The organism is Streptomyces sp. B5E4 (assembly GCF_039871555.1).
GTDB lineage: Bacteria > Actinomycetota > Actinomycetes > Streptomycetales > Streptomycetaceae > Streptomyces.
Genome location: NZ_JBDPMI010000041.1, coordinates 27,848 through 49,834 on the forward strand (window position 1 = coordinate 27,848; position 21,987 = coordinate 49,834).

The 21,987-nt window shown below is 72.8% G+C and carries 20 protein-coding genes; 17 read left to right on the plus strand and 3 right to left on the minus strand.

The annotated features are described in order from the left end of the window. Window positions 1-24: 24 nt before the first annotated feature. Together ABGA99_RS33530 and ABGA99_RS33535 are read right to left on the minus strand one after the other, a co-directional pair. Window positions 25-816, minus strand: coding sequence for an ABC transporter permease (locus tag ABGA99_RS33530; RefSeq protein ID WP_347575620.1), 792 nt, complete (start codon window positions 814-816; stop codon window positions 25-27). Further along, a complete protein-coding gene (locus tag ABGA99_RS33535) occupies window positions 813-1,748 on the minus strand; it encodes an ABC transporter ATP-binding protein (protein WP_347575621.1) in 936 nt (311 codons plus the stop codon). Before ABGA99_RS33535 ends, ABGA99_RS33530 begins: the two co-directional genes overlap by 4 nt. 181 nt (window positions 1,749-1,929) lie before the next feature. Here ABGA99_RS33535 and ABGA99_RS33540 point away from each other — a divergent pair, with 181 nt between their 5' ends. The 14 genes from ABGA99_RS33540 to ABGA99_RS33605 all read left to right on the plus strand — a co-directional run bounded on the left by ABGA99_RS33540 (window position 1,930) and on the right by ABGA99_RS33605 (window position 14,377). Then, entirely contained in the window at window positions 1,930-2,691 is a 762-nt protein-coding gene (locus ABGA99_RS33540) for a metalloregulator ArsR/SmtB family transcription factor (RefSeq protein ID WP_347575739.1), read from the plus strand. Next, window positions 2,688-4,118 carry a Fe-S cluster assembly protein SufB gene (sufB, locus tag ABGA99_RS33545; protein ID WP_347575622.1) on the plus strand — a complete coding sequence of 477 codons (1,431 nt, stop codon included), beginning with the start codon at window positions 2,688-2,690 and terminating at the stop codon, window positions 4,116-4,118. Before ABGA99_RS33540 ends, sufB begins: the two co-directional genes overlap by 4 nt. 73 nt (window positions 4,119-4,191) lie before the next feature. Further along, on the plus strand, window positions 4,192-5,373 hold the full coding sequence (gene sufD / locus ABGA99_RS33550) for a Fe-S cluster assembly protein SufD (RefSeq protein ID WP_347575623.1): 1,182 nt from the start codon (window positions 4,192-4,194) through the stop codon (window positions 5,371-5,373). Then, window positions 5,370-5,705 (plus strand): non-heme iron oxygenase ferredoxin subunit, encoded by a 336-nt coding sequence (locus tag ABGA99_RS33555; protein ID WP_347584107.1) that lies wholly within the window; start codon window positions 5,370-5,372, stop codon window positions 5,703-5,705. The genes sufD and ABGA99_RS33555 overlap by 4 nt, the downstream gene beginning before the upstream one ends. Before the next feature lie 7 nt (window positions 5,706-5,712). Further along, entirely contained in the window at window positions 5,713-6,477 is a 765-nt protein-coding gene (sufC, locus tag ABGA99_RS33560) for a Fe-S cluster assembly ATPase SufC (protein ID WP_101425178.1), read from the plus strand. After that, the gene (locus ABGA99_RS33565) at window positions 6,474-7,730 is read left to right on the plus strand and encodes a cysteine desulfurase (protein ID WP_347584108.1); all 1,257 of its coding nucleotides are present in this window, start codon (window positions 6,474-6,476) and stop codon (window positions 7,728-7,730) included. The genes sufC and ABGA99_RS33565 overlap by 4 nt, the downstream gene beginning before the upstream one ends. 16 nt (window positions 7,731-7,746) lie before the next feature. After that, complete coding sequence (gene sufU / locus ABGA99_RS33570; RefSeq protein WP_347575626.1) at window positions 7,747-8,199, plus strand: Fe-S cluster assembly sulfur transfer protein SufU; 453 nt, start codon at window positions 7,747-7,749, stop codon at window positions 8,197-8,199. After that, the gene (locus ABGA99_RS33575; protein WP_347575627.1) at window positions 8,196-8,570 is read left to right on the plus strand and encodes a metal-sulfur cluster assembly factor; all 375 of its coding nucleotides are present in this window, start codon (window positions 8,196-8,198) and stop codon (window positions 8,568-8,570) included. Before sufU ends, ABGA99_RS33575 begins: the two co-directional genes overlap by 4 nt. A gap of 221 nt (window positions 8,571-8,791) precedes the next feature. Continuing rightward, the gene (locus tag ABGA99_RS33580) at window positions 8,792-9,403 is read left to right on the plus strand and encodes a sigma-70 family RNA polymerase sigma factor (RefSeq protein ID WP_347575628.1); all 612 of its coding nucleotides are present in this window, start codon (window positions 8,792-8,794) and stop codon (window positions 9,401-9,403) included. Next, a complete protein-coding gene (locus ABGA99_RS33585) occupies window positions 9,396-10,397 on the plus strand; it encodes a CU044_5270 family protein (RefSeq protein ID WP_347584109.1) in 1,002 nt (333 codons plus the stop codon). The genes ABGA99_RS33580 and ABGA99_RS33585 overlap by 8 nt, the downstream gene beginning before the upstream one ends. 163 nt (window positions 10,398-10,560) lie before the next feature. Continuing rightward, window positions 10,561-11,556 (plus strand): 2,3,4,5-tetrahydropyridine-2,6-dicarboxylate N-succinyltransferase, encoded by a 996-nt coding sequence (gene dapD / locus ABGA99_RS33590; protein WP_347584110.1) that lies wholly within the window; start codon window positions 10,561-10,563, stop codon window positions 11,554-11,556. A 173-nt stretch (window positions 11,557-11,729) separates the two neighbouring features. After that, complete coding sequence (locus ABGA99_RS33595; protein WP_347575631.1) at window positions 11,730-12,299, plus strand: SigE family RNA polymerase sigma factor; 570 nt, start codon at window positions 11,730-11,732, stop codon at window positions 12,297-12,299. Continuing rightward, window positions 12,296-13,519: a hypothetical protein gene (locus ABGA99_RS33600; RefSeq protein ID WP_347584111.1), complete on the plus strand. Its 1,224-nt coding sequence runs from the start codon at window positions 12,296-12,298 to the stop codon at window positions 13,517-13,519. The genes ABGA99_RS33595 and ABGA99_RS33600 overlap by 4 nt, the downstream gene beginning before the upstream one ends. A gap of 66 nt (window positions 13,520-13,585) precedes the next feature. Further along, entirely contained in the window at window positions 13,586-14,377 is a 792-nt protein-coding gene (locus ABGA99_RS33605) for an EI24 domain-containing protein (RefSeq protein ID WP_347575633.1), read from the plus strand. On the opposite strand, the gene ABGA99_RS33610 is transcribed toward ABGA99_RS33605, so the two are convergent. Next, entirely contained in the window at window positions 14,367-16,199 is a 1,833-nt protein-coding gene (locus tag ABGA99_RS33610; protein WP_347584112.1) for an endonuclease/exonuclease/phosphatase family protein, read from the minus strand. The genes ABGA99_RS33605 and ABGA99_RS33610 overlap by 11 nt on opposite strands. A gap of 205 nt (window positions 16,200-16,404) precedes the next feature. Here ABGA99_RS33610 and ABGA99_RS33615 point away from each other — a divergent pair, with 205 nt between their 5' ends. The 3 genes from ABGA99_RS33615 (at window position 16,405) to ABGA99_RS33625 (ending at window position 21,948) form a co-directional block, all read left to right on the plus strand. After that, entirely contained in the window at window positions 16,405-17,886 is a 1,482-nt protein-coding gene (locus ABGA99_RS33615; protein ID WP_347584113.1) for a hypothetical protein, read from the plus strand. 363 nt (window positions 17,887-18,249) lie between these two features. Continuing rightward, entirely contained in the window at window positions 18,250-20,619 is a 2,370-nt protein-coding gene (locus ABGA99_RS33620; protein ID WP_347575740.1) for a PQQ-dependent sugar dehydrogenase, read from the plus strand. Between the two features lie 276 nt (window positions 20,620-20,895). After that, window positions 20,896-21,948, plus strand: a complete 1,053-nt coding sequence (locus ABGA99_RS33625; RefSeq protein ID WP_347575636.1) for a DUF1080 domain-containing protein — start codon at window positions 20,896-20,898, stop codon at window positions 21,946-21,948. Window positions 21,949-21,987: the final 39 nt, after the last annotated feature.

The window sequence follows — 21,987 nt, forward strand, 5'->3', positions numbered from 1 at the left end:
CCGTCGCCGCCGCTCGGCGCCGGGTCACTCCCAGCGGAAGAACCGTGCGGCGGCCGCGAGTCCCAGCACCGCCCAGCCGGCCAGCAGCCCCAGGTCGCCCCACGGCATGCCGGCGCCGTCCTGGAGGACGTCCCGCAGTCCGTCCGACAGGGCCGCGACCGGCAGCACGTCGAGCACCGCGCGGGCGCCGTCGGGGAACTTCTCCAGCGGCACGATCACGCCGCCGGCCACCAGCAGCAGGACGAAGACGAGGTTCGCCGCGGCGAGCGTCGCCTCGGCGCGCAGCGTGCCCGCCATCAGCAGACCCAGGCCGGAGAACGCGGCCGTGCCCAGTGCGACGAGCAGCACCACGGCGAGCGCACCGCCGGCCCCGCCCCGCGGCGACCAGCCGAGGGCCAGCGCGATGGCGGTCAGGAGGACGAGCTGCAGCGCGATCGTGGCCAGCACCGCCGCCGCCTTCGCCGTCATCAGCCCGGCGCGCGGCAGCGGCGAGGCGCCGAGCCGCTTCAGCACGCCGTAGCGGCGGTCGAAGCCGGTGCCGATGGCCTGGCCGGTGAAGGCGGTGGCCAGGACGGCGAGCGCCATGGCGCCGGGCGCGAGGAAGTCGACGCGCTGGCCGGGTCCGGTGTCGACGACGTCGACCGTGCTGAAGAGCAGCAGCAGCACCGCCGGGATGATCATGGTGAGGAGCAGCTGCTCGCCGTTGCGCAGGAGCATCCGGGTCTCCAGCCCTGCCTGCGCGGCGACCATGCGGGGCAGCGGCGCCGCCCCGGGACGCGGCGCGTAGACGCCGGTACCCGCCTGCCGAGCACTCATCCGCGCAGGTCCTTTCCCGTCAGCTCCAAGAAGACGTCCTCCAGCGTGCGCCGCTCCACCGTCATCTGCTCCGGCAGCACCCCGTTCTGCGCGCACCAGGTCGTGACCGTGGCCAGCAGCTCCGGGTTGATCTCGCCGCTTATCCGGTACGAGCCCGGGGCCAGCTCCAGCGCGGCGGTCTCCGTGGGCAGCGCTTTGAGCAGCGAGCCGAGGTCGAGCCCCGGGCGGCCGGTGAAGCGCATGGTGTTCTCCGCGCCGCCGCGGCACAGCTCCTCCGGGGTGTCCTCGACCAGCAGCCGGCCGTCGTCGATGATCGCGACCTTGTCGGCGAGCTGTTCCGCCTCGTCCATGTGGTGGGTGGTGAGGATCACGGACACCCCGTCGGCGCGCAGCTCGCGGATCAGCTCCCAGGTGGCGCGGCGGGCCTGGGGGTCGAGTCCCGCGGTCGGCTCGTCGAGGAAGACCAGCTCGGGGCGGCCGACGACGGCCATGGCCAGCGCGAGCCGCTGCTGCTGGCCGCCGGAGAGCCGGCGGTAGGGGGTGCGCCCGCACGAGCCGAGGCCCAGCCGTTCGATCAGCGCGACGACGTCGAGGGGGTGGGCGTGCAGCCGGGCGATGTGCCGCAGCATCTCCTCGGCGCGGGCGGCGGGGTAGACGCCGCCGGACTGCAGCATCACCCCGACGCGGGGCCGCAGCTCGGCGGCGTCGGCGAGCGGGTCGCGGCCGAGGACGCGGACGGTGCCGGCGTCCGGGCGGCGGTAGCCCTCGCAGATCTCGACGGTGGTCGTCTTGCCCGCGCCGTTGGGGCCGAGGACGGCGGTGACGTCGCCGCGGGCGGCGGTCAGGTCGAGCCCGGCCACGGCGGTCTTCTCGCCGTACCGCTTGACGAGGCCGGACACCGCGACGGCCGCGTCGGTGGAGGGCTGTTGCATGAGTGCGAGTCTAAAGAGCCCGCGGGCCCGGCCGGCGCCACCCCGGGAGGGTTCACGCCAGGGGGTGGGCGGAGCCCGTACGGAACTTAGGTAACCCTAAGTGATGCATTCCACCGCACGGTGATCGAGACCCGGCTTGTCGCATCCCGGCGAATTAAGCAACAATGGCGTTGTGAAAAACGTGGACCCGGGTGGGAGCGCGGCGAAGGACCAGGCGGCCGGGCCGGCCGCCGGTGCAGCCGTGCCCGGTGACGGGACGCGCAACCGCGTGGCCCGCTCCATCCTGGACCACGGCCCGTCGACCGCCGCCGACCTGGCCCACCGGCTCGAACTCACCCCCGCCGCCGTCCGGCGGCACCTCGACGCGCTCGTCGCCGAGGGCATCGTGGAGCCCCGCGATCAGCGGGTCTACGGGACCCGCGGACGCGGTCGGCCGGCCAAGGTCTTCGCCCTGACCGACTGCGGCCGCGACGCCTTCGACCAGGCGTACGATCAGCTCGCCGCCGACGCACTGCGCTGGATCGCCCAGAGCGCGGGCGGCGGCGTGCGGGGCGAGGCGGCCGTCGCCGCCTTCGCCCGCGACCGGGTCGCCGAGCAGGCCGAGCGGTACGCCGCGGAGCTGGCCGGCATGCCCCCCGAGAGCCGGGTCGAGGCCCTCGCCCGGCTGCTCTCCGAGGACGGGTACGCTGCCACCGCGCGCAGCGCGCCCGGAGCCCCCGGCGAGCAGCTCTGTCAGCACCACTGCCCGGTGGCGCACACCGCCGAGCAATACCCGCAGCTCTGCGAGGCGGAGACCGAGGTCTTCTCCCGCTTGCTCGGCACCCATGTGCAGCGTCTGGCCACCATCGCCCACGGCGACGGGGTGTGTACGACGTTCGTCCCCGAAATCCGCGGGCACCACGCTCGCAGGCAGCCACCGACATCCGGGAGGAACCCCGCATGACTGCGCCCATCGAGACCGCTTCCTCGGAGCATCCCGAGCTCGAAGGACTGGGACGCTACGAGTACGGCTGGGCCGACTCCGACGCGGCCGGCGCCGCGGCGAAGCGCGGCCTGTCCGAGGACGTCGTCCGGGACATCTCCGGCAAGAAGTCCGAGCCCGACTGGATGCTGAAGACCCGGCTGAAGGGCCTGCGGCTGTTCGGCAAGAAGCCCATGCCCACCTGGGGCTCCGACCTCTCCGGCATCGACTTCGACAACATCAAGTACTTCGTCCGGTCCACCGAGAAGCAGGCCCAGTCCTGGGAGGACCTGCCGGAGGACATCAAGAACACCTACGACAAGCTCGGCATCCCCGAGGCGGAGAAGCAGCGCCTGGTCGCCGGCGTCGCCGCGCAGTACGAGTCGGAGGTCGTCTACCACCAGATCCGTGAGGACCTGGAGGAGCAGGGCGTCGTCTTCCTGGACACCGACACGGCGCTCAAGGAGCACCCGGAGCTGTTCAAGGAGTACTACGGCACGGTCATCCCGCCCGGTGACAACAAGTTCGCCTCCCTCAACACCGCGGTGTGGTCCGGCGGCTCGTTCATCTACGTCCCCAAGGGCGTGCACGTCGAGATCCCGCTCCAGGCCTACTTCCGGATCAACACCGAGAACATGGGCCAGTTCGAGCGGACGCTGATCATCGTCGACGAGGGCGCGTACGTGCACTACGTCGAGGGCTGCACCGCGCCGATCTACCAGTCGGACTCGCTGCACTCCGCGGTCGTCGAGATCATCGTGAAGAAGAACGCCCGCTGCCGGTACACCACGATCCAGAACTGGTCGAACAACGTGTACAACCTGGTCACCAAGCGCGCGGTGGCCTACGAGGGCGCGACCATGGAGTGGGTCGACGGCAACATCGGCTCCAAGGTCACCATGAAGTACCCGGCGATCTACCTGATGGGCGAGCACGCCAAGGGTGAGACGCTCTCCGTCGCCTTCGCCGGCGAGGGCCAGCACCAGGACGCCGGCGCCAAGATGGTGCACATGGCGCCGAACACGTCGTCCAACATCGTCTCCAAGTCGGTGGCGCGGGGCGGCGGGCGGACCTCGTACCGCGGCCTGATCGAGATCGGCGAGGGCGCGGAGAACTCGAAGTCCAACGTGCTCTGCGACGCCCTGCTCGTCGACACGATCTCCCGCTCGGACACCTACCCGTACGTCGACGTCCGCGAGGACGACGTGACGATGGGCCACGAGGCGACCGTCTCCAAGGTCAGCGACGACCAGCTCTTCTACCTGATGCAGCGCGGCCTGTCCGAGGACGAGGCCATGGCGATGATCGTCCGCGGCTTCGTCGAGCCGATCGCCAAGGAGCTGCCGATGGAGTACGCGCTGGAGCTCAACCGGCTGATCGAGCTGCAGATGGAAGGCGCGGTCGGCTAGCCGACCGCCGTACGCCCCACAGGCCGGAACAGCCTTCGAGACGATTCCCGAGAAAGCGAGTACGAGAACAGTCATGGCCGACGCCCAGAAGATCCCGGCCGGCTCCACCGCCGCCGGAAGCATCGCGGTGGCCGCCGAGTCCACCGTCGCCACCAGGATGAGCGCCCCGCCGTCCTTCGACGTGGCCGACTTCCCGGTCCCGCACGGCCGGGAGGAGGAGTGGCGCTTCACCCCGCTGGAGCGGACCCGCGGCCTGCACGACGGCAGCGCCACCGCCACCGGCGAGCCCAAGACGGCCATCACCGCGCCCGACGGCGTCACCGTCGAGACCGTCGGCCGCGACGACGCGCGGCTGGGCCGGGCCGGCACCCCGGTGGACCGGATCGCCGCCCAGGCGTACTCCTCGTTCGAGAAGGCCACGGTCGTGACCGTGCCCAAGGACACGCAGCTCACCGAGCCCATCCGGGTCTCGGTGCACGGCGAGGGCGGCGTCTCGTACGGGCACCAGCTCATCGAGCTGGGCGCCTTCGCCGAGGCCGTCGTCGTCATCGACCACACCGGCGACGCGGTGCTCGCCGAGAACACCGAGTACGTGCTCGGCGACGGCGCCAAGCTCACCGTCGTCTCCGTGCAGGACTGGGCCGACGAGGCCGTGCACGTCGCGCAGCAGTCCGCGCTCATCGGCCGGGACGCCAGCTTCAAGTCCGTGATCGTCACCTTCGGCGGCGACCTGGTCCGGCTGCACCCCCGGGCGCACTACGCGGGCCCGGGCGCCGAGGCCGAGCTGTACGGGCTGTACTTCACCGACGCGGGCCAGCACCAGGAGCACCGCCTGTTCGTCGACCACGACGCCCCGCACTGCCGGAGCAACGTGGCGTACAAGGGCGCGCTCCAGGGCGCCGACGCGCACGCCGTGTGGATCGGCGACGTGCTGATCCGCAAGCGGGCCGAGGGCACCGACACGTACGAGCTGAACCGCAACCTGGTGCTCACCGACGGCGCCCGCGTCGACTCGGTGCCCAACCTGGAGATCGAGACCGGCGAGATCGTCGGCGCGGGCCACGCGTCGGCCACCGGCCGGTTCGAGGACGAGCAGCTCTTCTATCTGATGGCCCGCGGCATCCCGGCCGACGAGGCCCGCCGGCTGGTCGTCCGCGGCTTCTTCGCCGAGCTGGTCCAGCAGATCGGCATCGAGGACGTCGAGCAGCGCCTGATCGAGAAGATCGAGGCCGAGCTGGAGGCGTCCGTGGCATGACCGACACGACCAACGCGACGTACGTCCGCGCCTGTGCGCTGAGCGAGCTGGAGGAGGACATCCCCAAGCGGGTGGACCTCGGCGGCACGCCGGTGTCGGTCGTGCTCACCGGGGACGAGGTGTTCGCGATCTACGACATCTGCTCGCACGCGAACGTCTCGCTCTCCGAAGGCGAGGTGGAGGACTGCCAGATCGAATGCTGGCTGCACGGCTCCACCTTCGACCTGCGTACCGGCAAGCCCTCCGGGCTGCCCGCGACGCGCCCCGTCCCCGTGTACCCCGTCAAGATCGAAGGGGACGACGTGCTCGTCTCCGTCACCCAGGAGTCCTGAAGGCACCATGGCAACGCTTGAAATCCGCGACCTGCACGTCTCCGTCGAGGCCGACAACGCCACGAAGGAGATCCTCAAGGGCGTCGACCTGACCGTGAAGCAGGGCGAGACTCACGCCATCATGGGCCCCAACGGCTCCGGCAAGTCCACCCTGGCGTACTCCGTCGCCGGCCACCCCAAGTACCAGATCACCTCCGGGACCGTCACCATCGACGGCGAGGACGTGCTGGAGATGAGCGTCGACGAGCGCGCCCGCGCCGGCCTCTTCCTCGCCATGCAGTACCCGGTCGAGGTCCCCGGGGTCACCGTCTCCAACTTCCTGCGCACCTCCGCCACCGCCATCCGCGGCGAGGCCCCCAAGCTCCGCACGTGGGTCAAGGAGGTCAAGGAGGCGATGGAGCGGCTGAACATCGACCCCGCCTTCGCCGAGCGCAACGTCAACGAGGGCTTCTCCGGCGGTGAGAAGAAGCGCCACGAGATCCTGCAGCTCGAACTCCTCAAGCCGAAGATCGCGATCCTCGACGAGACCGACTCCGGCCTGGACGTCGACGCGCTGCGCATCGTCTCCGAGGGCGTCAACCGGATCCGCGAGAGCGGCGAGGTCGGCACCCTGCTGATCACCCACTACACCCGCATCCTGCGCTACATCAAGCCCGACCACGTGCACGTCTTCGCGGGCGGCCGGATCGCCGAGTCCGGCGGCCCGGAGCTGGCGGACAAGCTGGAGGAAGAGGGCTACGCAGCCTATGTGAAGGGCGGCGCATCCGCGTGACCCCACTGCCGGGCCTCCTCGACACCGAGGCGATCCGCAAGGACTTCCCCCTCCTGGACCGCACGGTCCACGACGGGCAGAAGGTCGTGTACCTGGACAACGCGGCGACCTCGCAGAAGCCGCGCCAGGTGCTCGACGCGTTGAACGCGTACTACGAGCGGCACAACGCCAACGTCCACCGCGGCGTGCACGTCCTCGCCGAGGAGGCCACGGCGCTGTACGAGGGTGCCCGTGACAAGGTCGCCGCCTTCGTCAACGCGCCCAGCCGGGACGAGGTGGTCTTCACCAAGAACGCCTCGGAGTCGCTGAACCTCGTGGCCAACATGCTCGGCTTCGCCGACGAGCCGTACCGCGTGGACCGCGACACCGAGATCGTCATCACGGAGATGGAGCACCACTCCAACATCGTCCCGTGGCAGCTGCTCGCGCAGCGCACGGGCGCGAAGCTGAAGTGGTTCGGCCTCACCGACGACGGCCGCCTCGACCTGAGCGACCTGGACGAGGTCATCACGGAGAAGACGAAGGTCGTCTCCTTCGTACTGGTCTCCAACATCCTCGGCACGCACAACCCCGTCGAGGCCATCGTCCGGCGCGCCCAGGAGGTCGGCGCGCTGGTCGTCGTCGACGCCTCCCAGGCCGCCCCGCACATGCCGCTGGACGTGCAGGCGCTGCAGGCCGACTTCGTCGCCTTCACCGGGCACAAGATGGCCGGACCCACCGGCATCGGGGTGCTCTGGGGGCGCAAGGGGCTGCTGGACGACCTGCCGCCGTTCCTCGGCGGCGGCGAGATGATCGAGACCGTCTCGATGCACTCCTCGACCTACGCCCCGGCGCCGCACAAGTTCGAGGCCGGTACGCCGCCGATCGCCCAGGCCGTCGGCCTCGGCGCCGCGGTGGACTACCTCAGCGGCATCGGCATGGAGCAGATCGAGGCGCACGAGCGCGCCCTCACCGAATACGCGCTCGGGCGGCTCCAGGAGGTCCCCGGCCTGCGGATCATCGGCCCGACGTCGGCCGAGGACCGCGGCGCCGCGATCTCCTTCACGCTCGGCGACATCCACCCCCACGACGTCGGCCAGGTGCTCGACGAGCAGGGCATCGCGGTCCGGGTCGGCCACCACTGCGCGCGGCCGGTCTGCCTGCGGTACGGAATTCCTGCGACCACGCGGGCGTCGTTCTATCTGTACTCCACCCCGGGCGAGGTCGACGCGCTGATCGACGGCCTGGAGTACGTCCGGAACTTCTTCGGCTGAAGGGCGTGGGAACAGCGTGAAGCTCGATTCGATGTACCAGGACGTCATCCTGGACCACTACAAGCACCCGCACGGGCGGGGCTTGCGGGACGGCGACGCCGAGGTGCACCACGTCAACCCGACCTGCGGCGACGAGATCACGCTGCGGGTGAAGCTCGACGGACGGACCGTCGAGGACGTCTCGTACGAGGGCCAGGGCTGCTCCATCAGCCAGGCCAGCGCCTCCGTGCTCAACGAGCTGCTGGTGGGCAAGGAGCTGGCCGAGGCGCAGCGGATCCAGGAGCGGTTCCTGGAGCTGATGCAGTCGCGTGGGAGGATCGAGCCGGACGACGCCATGGAGGAGGTGCTGGAGGACGCGGTCGCGTTCGCCGGCGTCTCGAAGTACCCGGCGCGCGTGAAGTGCGCCCTGCTGTCCTGGATGGCGTGGAAAGACGCCACGGCCCAGGCGCTGAAGGAGGCCGCAGCATGACGGATACCAGCACGACGGACACCGGCACGACGGACGCCGACACCACCGCCGCCGGCACCGGGCCGGCCGGGGAGGACGAGATCCGCGAGGCGCTGTACGACGTGGTCGACCCCGAACTGGGCATCGACGTCGTCAACCTCGGCCTCATCTACGGCATCCACGTGGACGAGGGCAACATCGCCACCCTGGACATGACGCTGACCTCGGCGGCCTGTCCGCTGACCGACGTGATCGAGGACCAGGCGAAGGCCGCCACCGAGGGCATCGTCAACGACCTGAAGATCAACTGGGTCTGGATGCCCCCGTGGGGCCCCGACAAGATCACCGACGAAGGCCGCGAGCAACTGCGCGCGCTCGGCTTCAACGTGTGACATCCGTGCAAGAGCCCGCCCCGGACCACCCGGGGCGGGCTTTTCGCGTCTCCGGGACTCCGCGACTCCGGCGGAGCCCGGCCGGTGAACGGCCGCAAAAAGTGGTGAGAACGCGTTCGGGGCGATCGGGCAACAAGAAGGTGACAGCACTCCGCTCACACCTTTTCGATCGGGGACCGCCCATAGTGATCGACCCACCGCACGACATCACGGAGAGATTTGTGGAACCACCGCAGGACGTCTCGCCGCTCGTCGACGGAGACGCCGCCGTGATCGAGGAGTCGCTGGACCGGCCCGAGGCGTTCGCCGAGCTGTACGACCGGTATGCGCCCGCCATACACCGCTACGCGGCCCGCCGGCTCGGGACCGGCGCGGCGGACGACATCACCGCCGACACCTTCCTGGCCGCGTTCCGCGCCCGGGCGCGCTACGACACCGGCCGCTCCAGCGCCCGGCCGTGGCTCTACGGCATCGCCGCCAACCTCATCGGCCGGCACCGCCGTGCCGAGGTACGGGGGCTGCGCGCCCTGGCCCGTACCGGCGTCGACCCGGTGGCGCACTCCTGGGTGGACGAGGCCGACGACCGGCTCGTCGCCGAGGCCGCGCACGCGCCGCTCGCGGGCGCGCTCGCCGCGCTGGCGGCCGGCGACCGGCACGTGCTGCTGCTGGTGGCCTGGGCCGACCTCAGCTACGCGGAGGTCGCCGAGGCGCTGGACATACCCGTCGGCACCGTGCGCTCCCGGCTGAGCCGGGCCCGGCGCAAGGTCCGCGCGGCCGTCGGGCCCGATCCCCACTCCACCCACGACGCACCGGAGGCGGCAACCCATGGATGAGATGTCGAAGTTGCGCGAATGGCGCGCCGACGCGCCGGCCCCCGGCCGCGAGCGGCTCGCTCCCGGCCGCCGCCGGCTGCTCGACGCCGCCGGCGCGCGCAGGCGCCGGCGAATGCCGGCGCCGGGCGACTGGCGCGTGGTGTCGGGCGCGGTGGCCGCGGGCGTCACGGCGGTGGCACTGCTGGCGACGAGCCTCGGCGGCACGGGCGGCGGCGAGGGCGCCCCGGCGGCGGCAGGTGATGCGCAGATGAGGACGGCGACGCCGACGGCGCCGGGCAAGGCGTCGGAGTTGCTGCAGAAGGCCGCGGTCGTGGTGGCGGCGGATCCGGTGCCGCAACCGGAGGAGGGGGACTGGGTGTACGTACGGGAGGTCAGCATCGGGTTCACCGACCCGGCCGGCGAATCCCCGGCCACGACGGAGGACTGGCACGCATACGCCGACCCGGAGTTCGAGAACTGGAACGAGGGCGACGACCACTCGCCGAGGGAGGGCTTCGAGTACCTCGCCGCGCTGCCCGAGGACACCGACGCGGTGCTGCAGAAGGCCCGCTGGTTCTACCCCGAGAGCGGCGAGCGCCCCGACAGCGAGAACCCCGGCGCCGGGCGCAGCGACGCCGATCTGGCCGACTGGAACTTCGGGTCGCTCAGTCTGCTGGCCGGGACCGTGCCGACGCATCCCGTCGGCCAGTCCCGCGTCTACGAGGCGATGGCCACGATTCCGGGGCTGCGGGTCGCGGACACCACCGTGAAGGACGCGGCGGGCCGGCCGGCCCTCGCGTTCTCCGTAGACCCCGATCCGGACGACATGCCGGTCCGCGACGAGATGCTGATCGACCCCGAGAAGTACACCTACCTGGGCACCCGGTCCGTCGCCACCGACGATCTGGGGCTGTCGGGGGCGGGGGACGGGCAGGAGTGGAAGAAGGGCGACGTGGTGACGAGCACGGCGGTCGTCAGCACCGCGCTGGTGGACGACGACGGCGTACGGCCCTGAGGGCCCGGTGACCTACGGGGGCGAAGGCCGCGCGGGACAGGGGGCCCGTACGGACCTGGGGGCGGCCCGGTGCGCCGGGCCGCCTCTCCCGCCCGCTCCGGCCGGCCGTGTCGCCATGCGGACCGGTTCGCCTCCCGTACCGGGCGGCGGTTAGCGTTCGGGTATGACCGACGCAGCGACCTCCACCACCCTCCCCAGCGGCGCCGCGGCCACCGGCCTGGCCACCGTCACCCCCGACGGCACCGTCCTCGACACCTGGTTCCCCGCCCCCGCGCTCGCCGACGACCCCGGCCCCGCGGGCACCGAGCGGCTGACCGCCGAGCGCGCGGCCGGGCTGCTCGGGGAGTCCGCGCGGGCGGCGCTGGGCCCCGACCCGCGGCGCGGGGTGGAGGTCGTCGCGGTGCGCACGGTGATCTCCTCGCTGCAGGAGAAGCCGGCCGACGCCCACGACGTGTACCTGCGGCTGCACCTGCTCAGCCACCGGCTGGTCCGTCCGCACGGGCAGAACCTCGACGGCGTCTTCGGCCTGCTGGCCAACGTCGCCTGGACCTCCCACGGCCCCGTGCCCGCCGACCGGATCGAGGAGGTGCGCCTCGCGGTCCGCGCCGCCGGGCAGCATCTCCAGGTCAGCCACCTCGACAAGTTCCCGCGCATGGTCGACTACGTGCTGCCCTCCGGCGTCCGCATCGGCGACGCCGACCGCGTCCGTCTCGGCGCGCACCTCGCCTCCGGCACCACCGTCATGCACGAGGGCTTCGTCAACTTCAACGCCGGCACCCTGGGCACGTCCATGGTCGAGGGCCGGATCTCCGCGGGCGTCGTCGTCGGCGACGGCTCGGACGTCGGCGGCGGCGCCTCGATCATGGGCACGCTCTCCGGCGGTGGCAAGGACGTCATCTCCCTGGGCGAGCGCTGCCTGCTGGGCGCCCAGGCGGGCATCGGCATCTCGCTCGGTGACGACTGCATCGTCGAGGCCGGTCTGTACGTCACCGCCGGTACGAAGGTCGCGCTGCCGGACGGCGCCGTGGTCAAGGCCCGCGAGCTGTCCGGCGCGAGCAACCTGCTGTTCCTGCGCAACTCCACCACCGGCGCGGTCGAGGCCCGCCAGCGCTCCGGCTCGTGGGGCGGGCTGAACGCCGCGCTGCACGCCAACGACTGACGCGGGGCGGCCGGTTCGTACCGCCGGATCCGCCTCCGGGGACCCGCAGGAGTCCGCCGCGCACGGCAAGTCGCCGTGCGCGGCGGACTTTTCGTATCCCGACGCATAGCGGCGGTACGCGGGAGGCGTCTACAGGGGCAGGGTGACCCGGGACGAGGGAGGGGCAAGGGGAGATGGACGCCGCGAGCGAGGCCGGTTTCCACGAATTCGTGGAGTCCAGGTCCAGTGTGCTGTTCAGGACCGCGCTGCTGCTGAGCGGCGGCGACCGCGGTGCCGCCGAGGATCTGCTGCAGAATGCGTTGATCAAGGCGGCGGGGCGCTGGCAGCGCATCGACGAGCCGGAGGCGTACGTCCGCCAGGTGCTCTACCGCCAGCAGATCAGCCGCTGGCGGCTGCGCTGGCGGTCCCGTGAGCAGGTCGTCGCCGAGCCGCCGGAGCCTGGCAGGGCGGCGGCCGGCGGCGACCCCGTGCACGACGCGGAGCTGCGCATCGTCATGGCGCGGGCGCTGCGCCGGCTGACCACGAGACAGCGCACGATGCTCGTGCTGCGCTACTACGAGGATCTGCCGGAGGCCGACGTCGCCGCGCTCCTCGGCTGCTCGGTCGGCACCGTGCGCAGCACCACCCGGCGGTCGCTGGACAAGCTGCGCGCGATGTCCCCGGAGCTGGCTTCCCTCGCCCTCGGCCCGCCCGGCACCCCGGAACCCGTACGCGAAGAGCAGTTGACGGAGGTCACGTCGTGAAGGTCGAGGAACTGGTGCGCCGTTCGCTGCACCACATGGCGGAGTCCGACGCGCGTCCCGCCCCCGGGCTCGCGGGGCGGGTGCTCAGGACGCGGCGGCGGCGCCGGGTGAAGGGCCTCACCGGCGCCGTGGCGTCCGTGGCCGCCGTCGTCGCGGTGGCCGTCGCCGTGCCGCTGGCCGTGCCCGGCTCGGGCGGGGGGGAGTCGGCCACGGTCCCGCAGGAGGACGTGATCGGGCGGCCGGGGGAGTCGCCGCCGCGAGGGCTGATCGCGGCGGGCGACCTGGCCGTGTCCTCGTGGTACACCTTCGAGACGGAGAAGCTGCCCGGCGGCGACGCCGTCGCGAGCCGCAAGTGGCGCCTGTACGACGCGGAGACCGGGCGGTACGAGGAGACCGACTGGGCCTGGATCGACGTCGCCCCGGGGATGCGCACCGCGGCCGTGCTCGAAAGGGACCTGCCCGCCGACCGCATCGGGCTGCTGGACCTGGCCACCGGCGAGGTGGACCGGTGGATCCCGCTCGACGGCGAGGGCGTCGGCGCGGTGGAGTTCTCGCCGGACGGCGAACGGCTGCTGGCCACCGCGTACTCCCACGACCCCGACCACCGCTTCAAGGACGCCTCGTACTGGATGAACGAGGACAAGGTGCCCGGCGCCAAGCGCGCCCGTACCGGCTTCTACGTCGTCGACGTCGCCTCCGGCGACGCCGCCTACCGCGCGCTGCCGTTCGTCGAGGACCCCGAGCACGGGATGCCCGGCATGACCGGCCGTGAGGACCTGCGCTGGAACAGCGACGGCGAACTCCTGTGGGAGCACTGGCCGTACGAGCCCGGGCGCCTCTACTACGACCTGTCGGGCACGAAGGCCGAGCGGCCGGCGCCGGAGAAGCACGTGTCGTTCCCGGAGGCGGGGCTGTCGCCGAACGGCCGGCTGGTCGGCGGCGACTTCGCCGGCGAGGGCGATGAGATCGCCTCCGAGGTGCTCGACTCCCGCACGGGCAAGCGCGTCGCGAAGGTGCCGGGCCAGCAGCTCCTCGCCTGGGCCGACGACGAGCGGCTGATCGCCTGGGGCTGCGACCCCGGGGTCTGCCAGAAGAACGAGTACAAGAACCGGCTCGTGCTCATCGGCCTCGACGGCGGCAAGGTGATCCCGCTGTCCGGCAACCGCGTCGGCGACGGCGCCGACGCCGGCCGCTGGAACCCCGAGTTCACCGAGCGCTGAGCGCGCCGACGAGCCCGCAGGCGGCCGAGCCGCCACGCATGCCCGTGACCCCCTAGGGTTGCGGGCATGCGTGACTTCACCACCGGATTCGGCTACGTCGGCAAGGGGCTGCGCTGGGCCGCGGGGCACGGGCGGTCGTGGGCCCTCGGCCTCGTGCCCGCGCTCATCGCGCTCGTGCTCTACGCCGCCGCGCTCGCCGCCCTCGCGTACTGGGCCGACGACATCGCGGTGTGGGCCACGCCCTTCGCCGACGACTGGGGCTCACCCTGGCCGGGACTGCTGCGCGGGCTGTTCACGGCGCTGCTGCTGCTCGGCGGCATCGGCCTGGCGCTGCTCACCTTCACAGCCGTCGCGCTGCTGATCGGGGACCCGTTCTACGAGGCGCTGTCCGGGCGCGTCGAGGAGGACGCGGGCTCCTGCCCGCCCGGCCCGGACGAGCCGCTGCTGCCGGGGCTGTGGCGGTCGCTGAAGGAGAGCGTCCATGTGCTGTCGCGGGCGCTGATGTTCACCGTGCCGCTCTTCTTCCTCGGCTTCGTCCCGTTCCTCGGCCAGACGATCGTGCCCGCGCTCGGCTTCGCCGTCGCCGGTTTCTTCCTCACCGTCGAGCTGACCTCGTTCGCCCTGCAGCGCCGCGGGATAGACGTGCGCGGGCGGCTGGCGCTGCTGCGCCGGCGCAAGATGCTCGCGCTCGGCTTCGGCGTGCCGATCGTGCTGCTGTTCCTGGTGCCGCTGGCCGCGGTGGTCGTGATGCCGGGGGCGGTGGCGGGCGCGACGCTGCTCGCCCGCCACCTCGTCGGCGACGACGTGCCGGTGCCGGGCCCGGCACCGGCTCCCGGCCCGCCGCCCGTCAGGGCCTGAGCCGGACCACCGAGGGGTCGTGGTCGCTGGCCTGGTCGGCGTACTCGGCGTTGAGGTGCACGATGTCGTAGTCCGCGCGGGCGGCCAGCGCGGGACTCGTCAGGATGTGGTCCAGCACCTGCGAGTTGCCGTTGAAGACGTAGCCGTAGCGCTGGTCGCGCGGCAGCCCGTCGACCAGGTCGACGAGCGCGCGGTCTGCGGTCAGCCGGGCCACGGCGGGTGAGAAGGGGAAGTCGTTGATGTCGCCGGCGACGACGACGCCCGCCTTCCGGTCCACGGCGAGCACGTCCCGTACGAACCCGTTGACCGCCGCGGCCTGCGCGATCCGCTGTTCCTCCGAGCCGCGCGCGGGCGGCTGGAAGCGGCTGTCGAGCCCCTGGTCGCCGCCCTTGGAGTTGAAGTGGTTGGCGACGACGAAGACCGTCCGCCCGCGGAAGGTGAACTCGCCGGCGAGCGGCTTACGGCTGTCGTTCCAGGCCGCGTCGCCGGGGGCGATACGGCCCGGGGAGGCGGACAGCGCCGGGGCGCCGCCGTCGGAGGTGACCCGCACGGGCGTCGTGGCGTCGCCGCCGGGGCGGTCGGTGAAGGACACCCGCGCGGGGTCGTAGAGGAACGCGACGCGGATGTTGCCGCCCGGCTGGCCGCCGTCGGCGTCGTCCGCGGGGTCGATCTGGCGCCACTCGTACGCGGGCCCGCCCGCGGCGGCGATCGCGTCCGTCAGCTTGCGCAGGGTGGCGTCGGCGCTCGTCACGGCGTCGTCGGTGGCGCCGTTGTCGTCCTGCACCTCCTGGAGGGCGACGATGTCGGGGGAGGCGAGGCCGTCGACGAGAGCGCGGGCCAGCCGGTCGAACTTCGCGGCGCCGTCGCGGGCGGAGAGGTTCTCCACGTTGTACGTGGCCACCGCCAGTTCGGCGTCGCGTTGCGGGCGGGTGGACTCGGGGCCGGGACCGGTCCGCTGCTCGGCGCCGAGGGCGGTGGCCTGCAGCTCGTAGCCGCCGAACTGGTCGTAGTCCAGCGGGCCTTCGGTGGTGCCGCCGAGGCGGTCGCCGACGTCCAGGACGGGGAAGGGGCGCTCGGCGAACGGGATGAGGGAGGCGACCTTGAGCCGGCCGCCGTTGGGGTCGCGGTAGCCGGCGTAGAGCACGCCGCCGCGGGCGGTGCGGTGGTGCGCGGGCTCGGCGGTCACCCACAGCTCGTTGAAGTCGGTGCTGGGCCCGACGACCCGGGCGTCGCGCACCGCGACCCGCATGCCCTCCAGCGACTCGTAGCGGTCGAGCGCGTACGAGCCGGGGCGCAGCCGCAGGTCCTCGATGCTGCCGCCGCCCGCGTCGGGCGCGAACCGGGCGGGGACGGTGGCGTCGCGCAGCACGAAGGCGTCGGGCAGCGGGTTGCCGGAGGACACGACGGTCCACGTGGCGCCGGTCAGCTCGGTGACGGACTGCAGCCCGGCGTTCTTGCCGCCGGGGTAGTACTCGGTGACCGAGCCGGAGACCTCGACCGCGTCGCCGGGCGCCACGCCGGGGGTCGTGGGGCCGGTGAAGACGAAGACGGCCTCGCCGGTGGCGGCGTCCGTGTCGGGCTTCGGGTCCTGGACCCAGAAGCCGCGGGCGGAGCCGAAGGCGCGGACGGCGGTGACGATGCCGGGCACGCCGGTCACCTGCTCGCCGGCGAGCGGGGATATCCGGGTGTCGCCCTGGATGTCGCGGATACGTATCTGCCCGTCGCCGGCCCCGGCGGCCGCGGCCCCGGCGGCGGGGGCGGTGAGCAGGGCGGCGGCGAGCGCGGCGGCGACGGCGTACGGGACGGGGCGGGCGCGTGGCATGGTGTCCTCCGGGACAGCGACAGGACGGGAAGAACGAGACGTGCGTCTACGCGCGTCAATCTCGTGCGCGTGTACGGGCGTTGTCAAGGAACGCGAAGTGAACAGAGCACGCACGGCCCCGCCGGAACGGCGTCGGCGGCCCCACGGCCCGCCGGGGGCTACCCTTGGGCAGCGTCCGATTGATCCCCAGTCTTCGGAGTTGTCGATGACCGCAGACCGCACCGTCCTCCCGCCCGTCCGGCTGCCCGCCGAGGCGGAGCTGGCCCGGGAGGCGCTGGCTTCGCCGCTCTTCGCGCGGGCCGTCCGGCTGGCCCGCTGGGCCGGTCCCGGGCTGCGGGTGGGCGCCGGCGGCGAGCTGCCCGACGCCGAGGTGCGCGAGGCCGCGGCGGAGCTGGGCCTGGAGGACAGCGCGGACGAGGAGGGCGAGGCGCGGGCGGTCGCCGGCGAGGCGTGGCGGATCGCCGTGGACGTCGGCCTGGTCGACGTCACGGCGCCGGAGGAGGACGACGAGGAGCTGGGCACCGCGGCTCCCAGCGCCGACCTGCGGCTGGTCACCGGCGGCGCCCCCGCCGACGTCCTGGAACTGTGGGCCGCCGCCTGCGAGTGCGTGCTGTCCGACGCCGCGCTGCCGGACATGAGCGCGCTGGTCGAGCAGATCACCGCGGGCGAGGAGCTGGACCTCGACCGGCTGGACTGGGACCCGGAGGCCGACGCGGACTTCCTCGACGGCGCCCTCGGCAACCTCTATCTGCTCACCGCCCTGGAGGGCCCCGGTACCGACGGCGCCGTGCCGCTGCCGGCGCTGGCCGCCTCGCTGGTCGTACCGGACGACATGGACGAGCCGACCGAAGAGGTGCTCGCGGAGGTCTCCGAGGCGGTGCTGCGGCTCGACGAACAGTTCCGGATGCTGGAGCCCGTCGGCGTCGTGGCGTACCGCCCGGTGGCCGAGGAGATCCTCCTCGAAGCCGCCGGCGCCGCACCGGCCGCGGACGAGCCCGACGACGGCGCCGACGACGCGGACGTCTCCCGCTACGGCGTCGTGCGCCTCACCCCCCTCGGCCTGTACGCGCTGCGCCGGCGGATGCTCGCCGAGGGCGTGGTCGCCCCGCTCGTCGGCGAGCTGGCGAGCGAGGACGCCTACGTCCTCCTCGACGCCCTGCCCCGGCTGCCCGACCCGGTCGCCCAGACGGAGGCCGAGGCGTGGCTGGAGGACCGCAAGCCCGCCGAGGCGGCCGCCGAGCTCCTCGACGCCGCCCGCGGCACCGACGACCGCGCCCCGGCCCGCCGGCTGGCCTGCCAGCAGGCGCTGGCCGTCGCGGGCGGCGAGGCGGAGCCGGCGGTACGGGACGTACTCCACGACCGCGAACTGGGCGGTCTGGCGCGCGTCTGGCTCACCGAACGCGGCGTGACCGGGGTGCCGCAGCCCACCGAGGACATGGTCTTCTGGCTCGCAGTCGACACCGTCGCCGCCCAGTTGGGCGGGCTGCGGGACGACACCCCGGAGCTGCGCGAGCTGGTGGAGCACCTGGTGGGCATGCACCGCGGCTTCTTCGCCGCCGCCTGGCGCGTGGACCACCCGGCGACGCCGGAGGTGCTGGAGGCGATGGGCCGTCTGCACCCGGACCGCCAGGTCGCCAAGGACGCCCGCAAGGCGGCCTTCAAGGCCCGCTCCCGTCCCACGGCGTAACACCGCCCCGCCGCCGCCCCGCGCGGCACGTGTCCGCGAGCGCCCGGCCCGTATGCGGCCGGGCGCTCGCGTGCGCTCCCAACTGGGCTTTGTCCTAGCCCGGGATGAAGTTGACTCCGGTTCCTGCCGAAGCTCTTTTCGGCAGGGACGAAAGCGGTTACGGTCCTGACGGCGGCGCGCGCCTGTCAGCACACGAGTCACCTGTCCGCACACCAGTCACGCATGTCAGGTATGTCGCAAAACGATGCCCCGTACCCGTCACCCACGGGAGGACGCAACGTGCACAAGACCCGACCGAGACTCCGCACCGCCCTGGCGGCCTTCGCGGGGGCCCTGCTCCTCGGCAGCGGCCTCGCCCCCGGCATGGCCGCCACCGGCGCCGCGCACGAGCCCCCGGCGGCGGCCCAGGACGGCCCCGCCGCCCCCGACCTGCAACAGGTCACCCTCGCCAAGGGCGTGGACCAGGTCGGCGAGCCGATGGCGCTCGCCGTGCTCCCCGACGGCGCCGTGCTGCACACCTCGCGCGACGGCACCCTCTATCACACCGGCGCCGCGGGCGGCACCCGCGTCGCCGCCCAACTGCCCGTCTACCCGCACGACGAGGACGGCCTCCAAGGCGTCGGCGTGGACCCGGACTTCGAGAACAACCGCGCCGTCTACCTCTACTACGCGCCCGTCATGGACACCCCCCACGGCATCGCGCCCAGCGATGGCACGCCCGCCGAGTTCGAGGCGTACGAGGGCGTCAACCGCCTCTCGCGCTTCACCCTGAACGAGGACGGCACCCTCGACCCGGGCAGCGAGCAGACCGTGCTGGAAGTCGGCACCGACCGCGGCCGGTGCTGCCACAACGGCGGCGACATCGCCTTCGACAGCGAGGGCAACCTGCTGCTGTCCACCGGCGACGACACCGACCCCTTCTCCTCCGACGGCTACACGCCGATCGACGAGCGCGAGACCCGCAACCCGTCCTTCGACGGGCAGCGCTCCGCGGGCAACACCGACGACCTGCGCGGCAAGATCCTGCGTATCAAGGTCGACCCCGCCGACGGCTCGTACACCGTCCCGGACGGCAACCTCTTCGCGCCCGGCACCGAGAAGACCAGGCCCGAGATCTACGCCATGGGCTTCCGCAACCCGTTCCGGATGAGCGTCGACAAGGCGACCGACACCGTCTACGTCGGCGACTACGGCCCCGACTCCGGCGCCGCCGACCCCGAGCGCGGGCCCGGCGGCCAGGTCGAGTTCAACCGGATCACCGAGGCCGGCAACTTCGGCTGGCCGTACTGCCACGGCGCCAACGACGCCTACATCGACTACGACTTCGCCACGGGCGCGTCCGGCGAGGCGTTCGACTGCGCCGCGCCCCGCAACGAGTCGCCGCGCAACACCGGCCTCACCGAGCTGCCGCCGGCCCAGTCCGCCTGGATCGCCTACGACGGCAACTCCATCCCGGAGTTCGGCAGCGGCTCGGAGTCCCCGATGGCCGGCCCGGTCTTCCGCCACGACCCGGACCTCGGCTCCCGGCTCCAGCTCCCCGAGCGCTACGACGAGCTGTTCTTCGCCGGCGAGCAGGGCCGTGAGTGGATCAAGACCATCGGTGTGGGCGAGGACGGCGGTGTCGGCGCCATCGAGGACTTCTCGTCCGGCAGCAAGATCATGGACATGGAGTTCGGGCCCGACGGGGCGCTGTACTTCCTCGACTACGGCACCGGCTTCTTCAACGGCGACCAGAACTCCGCCCTGTACCGGATCCAGAACGCCTCCCAGGGCTTCGCTCCCGAGCCCGTCGCCTCCTCCGACGCGACCACCGGGCACGCGCCGCTGAAGGTCGCGTTCTCCTCGGCCGGCACCGCCGACCGGGACAGCGAACAGCTCCGCTACCGCTGGGACTTCGGTGACGGCAAGTCCTCCGACAAGAAGAACCCGCAGCACAACTACGGCAAGGACGGCCAGTACTCCGCCGTCCTCACCGTCACCGACCCGGACGGCAACACCGGCACCTCCGCCGTCCGCGTCGTCGTCGGCAACACCCCGCCCGAGGTGGAGCTGAAGCTGCCCGCGGACGGCACGGTCTTCGAGTACGGCGACGCCATCCCGTTCGAGGTGGCGGTCTCCGACGCCGAGGACGGCGAGATCGACTGCTCCCGGGTGCGCGTCGACTACGCGCTCGGCCACGACGCCCACGGTCATCCGATGACCTTCGAGGAGGGCTGCACCGGCACCATCGAGACCTTCGAGGAGGACCGGCACGACGACAACGCCAACCTCTTCGGCCTCATCCGCGCCCGCTACACCGACGGCGGCGGCGCCACGGCCGCCGTGCCCGCGCTGAACACCAGCGCCGAGCACAAGCTCCAGCCCGCGCACCGCCAGGCCGAGCACTTCGACACCGCCGAGGGCGCCACGGCCGGCTCCGCGAGCGGCGCCGAGGGCGGCCGGGCCGTCACCGGCGGGGGCGGCGAGTGGATCGCCTTCGAGCCGTACGTGCTCAGCGGCCTCGCCCGCCTGTCCGCCCGGGTCGACGCCGCCGGCAGCACCGACGGCGCCGTGGAACTGCGCGCGGGCGCGCCCGACGGTCCGCTGCTCGCCACCGCCCCCGTGGGGGGTGCGAGCGGGTGGCACGAGGTGAGCGCCGACGTGACGGACGCGCCCGCCGGGACGACGTCGCTGTATCTGGTGTTCACCGGAGGTGAGTTCAGGCTGGACAGCTTCCATCTCGGCGGCGGCTGACGCCGCACGCCGCCACGCACCACCGCCGGCGCCCCGAGGGGAGCGCCGGCGGGCAGCGGCGGCGGGGAAGGCCGCACGCACACGCCCGGCGGGCGCGGGTCACCCCGCGCGCCGGCGGGCCGCGACCGGCAGCCGCGCACGGGGTAGACCGGTGCGCGGCGCGCCCGGAGCCGGGTCCGCACCGGCCGGCTCCGGGCACCTTCCGCGCCGTAGCACCGCATCCCCCCACGGCCCCTTGACCCGTACGCCTGTCGACACCATCCGAGGAGCCACACCATGCGTCGTACGAGCCTCCCGCTCGCCGGCACCGCCCTGGCCGCCGCGACCCTCGCCGCCGGACTGCTCGCCCCGACCGCGACCGCGGCCGGGGAGTCCCCGACCGGCGCCGCCGGTCCAGCCGGCGACACCACCTGCGCGGCCCCCGACGCCCGCCCGACCGTCCGCTTCCTGGACGACGACAGCGGCGTGCGCAACCGCGCCGCCGGGGGCGGCTGCACGATCAACGACCTCATCGACGACGAGCGTGCCTGGGACAACCGGGGCGCGTTCGTGGCGCACACCCGGAAGGTGTCGGGCTCCCTGCTGCGCGCCGACGTGATCGGCCCGGGGGAGTACGCGCGCCTGATCGTGACCGCGGCGCAGTCCGGCATCGGCGGCAAGAACGGGCCGGCGCCGTACGACGTGATCTTCGACGGCAGCCAGGAGTCGTTCGACGACTGGGGCTATGTCGGCGGGCGCGGCTTCGAGCTGAACGACGACGGCTCGATGGCCACGGGCCCGACCCCGCCCACCGGCGGGCTCGGGCTGCTCTGGTACGAGAAGGAGAAGTTCGGCGACTTCTCGCTGCGGCTGCAGTTCCGCGACGAGCGGGCGGACAGCGGCCGCTCCAACAGCGGCGTCTTCGTCCGCTTCCCGGGCGTCGACCCGGCGGCGAACCCGGAGTGCCGCACGAACGACCCGGCGTGGGTGTCCGTCAACTGCGGGCACGAGATCCAGATCAACGACTCGGCCGAGACCGGCGGCAACGACCCGCGCAAGACGGGCTCCGTCTACGGCTTCGCCGACCTCGACCTCGCCGCGGCGAAGCCCACGGAGAAGGGCGTGTGGAACGACCTGGAGATCCGGGTGGTCGGGCAGCAGTACACGGTGATCCGCAACGGCGAGGTCATCAACGAGTTCGAGAACAAGCCCGGCCTGCCCTTCCCGGGCCGCCCGGACGACCCGGGCACCAGCGGCCGGCAGTTCGCCGAAGGCTACGTCGGCCTGCAGAACCACGACACCCAGTCGGTCGTGGAGTTCCGCAACGTCCGGGTCCGCGACCTGGCGTAGCGGCGACGGACACGACGACGGCGGGGCCCGGTCCGCGAC